At 71.4% G+C, this 4921-nt stretch carries 4 protein-coding genes; 2 read left to right on the forward strand and 2 right to left on the reverse strand.

The genetic code is table 11. From position 1 onward, the window contains the following. On the reverse strand, window positions 1-863 hold an 863-nt coding region (locus ACWEN3_RS30040), incomplete at its 3' end, for an SGNH/GDSL hydrolase family protein (protein ID WP_452976957.1). Window positions 864-1080: 217 nt separating this feature from the next. Further along, on the reverse strand, window positions 1081-1338 hold the full coding sequence (locus tag ACWEN3_RS30045; RefSeq protein WP_452976959.1) for a DUF5133 domain-containing protein: 258 nt from the start codon (window positions 1336-1338) through the stop codon (window positions 1081-1083). Between the two features lie 445 nt (window positions 1339-1783). On the opposite strand from ACWEN3_RS30045, the gene ACWEN3_RS30050 reads away from it, so the two are divergent. Both ACWEN3_RS30050 and ACWEN3_RS30055 read left to right on the forward strand, forming a co-directional pair. Further along, on the forward strand, window positions 1784-2311 hold the full coding sequence (locus ACWEN3_RS30050; protein WP_452976961.1) for a hypothetical protein: 528 nt from the start codon (window positions 1784-1786) through the stop codon (window positions 2309-2311). 400 nt (window positions 2312-2711) lie between these two features. Continuing rightward, window positions 2712-4847 (forward strand): hypothetical protein, encoded by a 2136-nt coding sequence (locus ACWEN3_RS30055; protein WP_452976963.1) that lies wholly within the window; start codon window positions 2712-2714, stop codon window positions 4845-4847. The last annotated feature ends 74 nt before the right edge of the window (window positions 4848-4921 follow it).

The following is a 4921-nucleotide window of genomic DNA, read 5'->3' on the forward strand; positions in this document are numbered from 1 at the left end:
GCCTCGCCCTTGGCGTTGGGGTGTGCCGGCGCCGCGGGCGAGGCCGGCTGCAGCGGCTCGATCCAGCGGTCCGCGGGCGCCTTGCACATGTCGTGGCCGACCGTGGGACCGTACGTGTCCACGTACTCCGCCCGGTTCACGCCCGCCACCAGGCGCAGCATCAGGTTCAGCCGCTTCTCGGTGTCCCGCAGATAGGGGAAGTCCCCCTTCGCGAACGGAACCTGCGGGAAGCAGCCCACGCCGTCGTCGGGCAGCAGGTCCGGGTAGCCGACGACCACCACCCGCGCGTGCGGCGCCCGGGCGTGCACGGCCCGCAGCACCCGGTCGACCTTCGGCGCGGTCCGCAGGACGGCGAGGGTCAGCGCGTCGTAGCCGGACGCCTCGTAGGAGCGCTCGCACGGGTTGCCCGTCGGGTCCTGGGCGGCCAGGTGGGCGCAGGTGCCGATGATCGAGCCGAAACCGACGTCGTTGCCGCCGATCTGGACCGTCACCAGGTCCGTGTCCCGTCCCAGCGCGTCGAGTTGGGGCTCGTTGGCGCCCTGGGCCTGCCACATCTCCGCGGTCGTCGCTCCCGAGCAGCTGACGTCCGTGAACGTGGCCGCCTTCTGGTCCGCCGCCACCAAGGAGGGGTAGTTGTGGTCGGAGCGCGCGCAACCCGCGTCCACCTGCTGGGGGATGGCGGGGCCCGAGGTGTAGGAGTCGCCCAGGGCCACGTACGCGAGATCGTGGCCGTGCCCGGCGGGGTGCGCGGCGGCCGGTGTCGTGGAGGCCGCGACCAGGGCGCAACCGCCCAGTGCCGCCCCCACCGCGGCGGCCCGCCGCCGTCCTCTCGCTCCGCCCGCCGGACGTGTGTCGTTCGCCAAGGTTCCTCCCCCTGAGGCCGGTACGTCGCGCGACCGTGGCGGCGAAAAGCGGCCATCGCGCGTTCGACTGGGTCTGTATACCGTCCGGTAGGTCTCGCAGACCAGAAGCGGGAGGCAATGAGTTCAGGGGGAGTTCAGGGGAAGTTCAGGCGGTGCCGGCCCGGGGGGCCGGATCCATCAGCGGGACGGAGCCGGCCCGCTCCGTCCCGATTCCGCGTCACACGCCGGACGCCGCTTCCGTCGCCGCGGACACCTGTAGCAGGGAGTCGTCCTCCGGGCGGGCCCCGGAGAGACGGTGGCGGGCGGCGATCAGGGCCATGTCCACATCCCTCGTGCCGGTGGCCACGCACAGCGTGTAGGTGATGTCCGCGAGCCGCTGCTGGGCCTGCGGAGTGCTCTCCTCCGCCCCGAGCAGGTTGAGGGCCTCGTACTGGGCGATGAGGTCCTTCAGTACTGCGGGGTGTGCCATGAGCATGCGGGCCGCCTCCTTATGTGCGAAGTCCCAGCGCGATTACCCACGTCGAGGTCCGGCATGCCACCCGGGTGCCGGACGGGGCGGCAGGGGGCGGTGTGCACCCGCGTGCGGCTGGGATCCGGCCCGCAGATGCGCCGAACGGCCACGGTGCGGCCGAAAACCGCCGATTGGCCGGGAAATGCGCCGCCACACAACCGGCCGCCCGGATTCCGTCCCCGCGCACAGGTCTCGTCCCCGCCAATACCGCACCCGCGCACCACCGTTCCGCCGGGCCCCGCACACCCCCGCGGGCACCCGCCCGCACACTGCGCGTATTCGGTCCGCGACCGCCCGTCATAGCTTCATCGCGCCGCCTTCACGGGACCGCCACTTTCGGCCGATCGGCGTGCGCGGCCTGTCCGGCAGGGCAGACGCCGTGCCGACCCCCTGCCTAGCCTCCCGGGCCATGCGATCACCTCTGCTGAGACGTCTCGGTCTCATCGCCGTCCTCGCGTTCCTCCTCGCCGCCTTCGGCTTCGCCCCCGGAGCGAGCGCCGCCGACCCCGCCCCCGCCGCGCTCACCTTCACCACCGACAGCGCCACCACCACCCCCGGTGGCACGGTGAAGCTGTCGATGACGATCACCAACAACAAGACCTACGACATCTGGTTCGTGTACCAGACCATCGACCCGACCTGGCTGACCACCCAGCGTCCGGACCTGAAGTACAGCTTCACCGAGTGCAGCCTCGCCACCGCCGCCGGCAGCACGCCCTGCTCCGGCACCGGCCCGAGCAACCTCGGCGCCGACTACGGCGCCACCATCCCGCCCGGCCAGAGCCGTACCGTCACCCTGACCCTCAAGGTCGCCGCCGACTCCGGCTGCAACGGCAACATCGGCTTCTACTCGTACTACTACGCCGAGTTCAGCGACAGCACCAACACCAACGGCGGGCCCGTCTACACGCCCGAGACGCGCGTGCTCTGCGCGTGACGGGCGCCCCGGTTCCGTGCCGCGGATGACGTGAACCGGCCGTCTGGCCGAACTGCCCGCATGGCACGGAACACCCGTACGCCGCCCGGCGGACCCGACGGTCCGCCGGTGCGCCGTACACCGGCCCGGACCAGTGGCGTGGAGCCCGTCCGCTCACCGCGACCCCCGCGTGGCGAGGACGGAAAGACAGTCGATCCGGTTGCTCGGCAAAGCCGATCGACACCCACACTTTTCCGTCATGTTTCGTAACTCGACCACAAAAGCTACACAGCGCCATCACCATGTGACGCGACGGATGCGGGACGACCGGCTTCTGAGGGGGACGCCGGCGTCACGCAAGGGGGTGCGTCCGCTCCATGCGAGCCGTGCTCACCCCTGCCCGGGGAGGGGACTTCACCGCATGAAGCGGACCACACGCACCACCGTCCTGACGGTGGGCGCACTCATCGGTGCGCTCGGACTGCCGGCCGGCCCGGCACAGGCCGACACCGGCGCACCGCGCATCGACCTCAGAGTCCTGGTGGTGAGCGACGGTGGACCCGCCACCGCCGCCATCACCGCCGAACTCACCGCGGACGGAACGCCGTACACCGAGGTCGACCTCACCAGCGCCGACCGGCCCACCATCGACGCCGGCTTCCTCGCCGACACCGTCGACGGCCGGCCGCGCGCCAAGTACCAGGCCGTCGTCCTGCCCGACGACAACCCGTTCGCGGCCGGCAGTGCCGAGATGACCGCGCTCGCCGCCTACGAGCAGACGTACGCCGTCCCGCAGGTGGACGCGTACACCTACGCCCGCCCCCAGGCCGGACTCCAGGTCCCGGCCTACTCCGGCAGCATCGACGGAGTCCAGGCCCAGGTGACCGCCGCCGGGAAGGCAGGACCCTTCGGCTACCTCGCCGGCCCGGTGCCGTTCGAGGACAACTCGCCCTCCGTCGCGGAGAGTTACGCCTACCTGTCGACGCCCGCGCCCGGCGCCGACTTCACCCCGTACGTCCAGGCCCCCATCCCGGGCACGTCGAGCCAGGGCTCGCTCGTCGGCGAGTACCGGCACGACGGGCGGCGCGAACTCGTCGTCACCTTCGTCTACAACCAGTACCAGGAGCAGTTCCGGCTGCTCGCCCGCGGCATCGTGGAGTGGATGACCGGCGGGGTGCACCTCGGCGCCTCCCGCAACTACTTCGCCGTGCACGTGGACGACGTGTTCGCCGCCGACGACCGCTGGGACACCCAGCTCAACTGCACGCCCGGGGACGTCGACTGCACCAACAGCTCGGGCACGCCCAGCCCGATCCGCATGACCGCGGCGGACGTCGACTACGCCACCGCCTGGGAGAGCGGCCACCACTTCACCCTCGACCTGGTCTACAACGGCTCCGGCAGCGTCGACCAGCGCGGGGACAACAACGGCGTGGACCAGCTCGCCGACCGGCTCGTCGCCGACCGCGACCAGTTCCGCTGGGTCAACCACACCTACACGCACGCCTTCCTGGGCTGCGTGCAGGACACCACCGTCGTGCCGTGGAAGTGCCAGACCAACGCCGACGGCAGCACCAAGTGGGTCTCCCGCAGCACCATCGACGACGAGATCGCCACCAACCGCGTCTGGGGCCAGGCGAACGGACTTCCGCTGGACAACAGCGAGTTGGTCACGGGTGAGCACTCCGGGCTGCGGATCCTGCCGCAGCAGCCCGACGACAACCCCAACCTGGCGCCCGCGCTCTCCGACAACGGGATCAAGTGGCTCGGCTCGGACAACTCCCGTGACCCGCAGCAGCGTCAGGTCGGCCCCGCCACCACCGTCTCCCGCTACCCGATGAACGTCTTCTACAACGCGGGCAAGGCCTCCGAAGAGGTCGACGAGTACAACTGGCTCTACACCAGCCGCGCCCAGGGCGGCAGCGGCATCTGCGAGGACAACCCCGCGACCACCACCTGCCTGCCGGCCCCGCTGGACACCGCCACCGGCTACCAGGACGACATCGTGCCGCTGGAGACCCGTATCGCCCTCGGCCACGTGCTCTCCAACGACCCCAAGCCGCACTTCATCCACCAGTCCAACCTCACCGAGGACCGCATCGCCTACCCGGTCCTCAACGGCGTGCTCGACGGCTACGACGCGCTGTTCGCGGACAACACCCCCGTGGTCAACATGCGGATGAAGGACATCGGCACCGAGATGCAGCGCCGCGCCGCCTGGCGGAGCGCCCTGAACGCCGGGCAGGTCACCGCCTACCGCATCGGCGGCGCCGTGACCGTCCAGGCGCCGGCCGGCACCGCCGTCACCGCCACCCTGCCCACCGGCACCACCGTCGGCGGCATCACCGTCGGCGGCACCGCCTTCGGCAGCGCCTACGCGGGCGCGGTGTCCGGCTGGACCGCCTCCGCCGGCACCCCCCTCACCTTCACCCTGCCCTCCTCCACCGCGGCACCGGCCAGGACCGCGCACGCCAAGCCCGCCGCCATCGCCCCGGCCCCGCGCACCAAGGTCCCGTCGGGCGTCACCAAGCGAGTCCCGTACACACCGCACAAGTGAACGGCGCACCGAACCGAGGAGATCTTCGCCGCGTTGGACGAGCAGACCGTGACCGTCCCGGGAACTGAAGCGGC

It is taken from the genome of Streptomyces sp. NPDC004561 (genome assembly GCF_053602155.1).

Coding starts and splice junctions, on each gene's coding strand:
- ACWEN3_RS30045 (WP_452976959.1), bottom strand. CDS start 1,338: ATGCTCATGGCACACCCCGCAGTACTGAAGGACCTCATCGCCCAGTAC.
- ACWEN3_RS30055 (WP_452976963.1), top strand. CDS start 2,712: ATGAAGCGGACCACACGCACCACCGTCCTGACGGTGGGCGCACTCATC.
- ACWEN3_RS30050 (WP_452976961.1), top strand. CDS start 1,784: ATGCGATCACCTCTGCTGAGACGTCTCGGTCTCATCGCCGTCCTCGCG.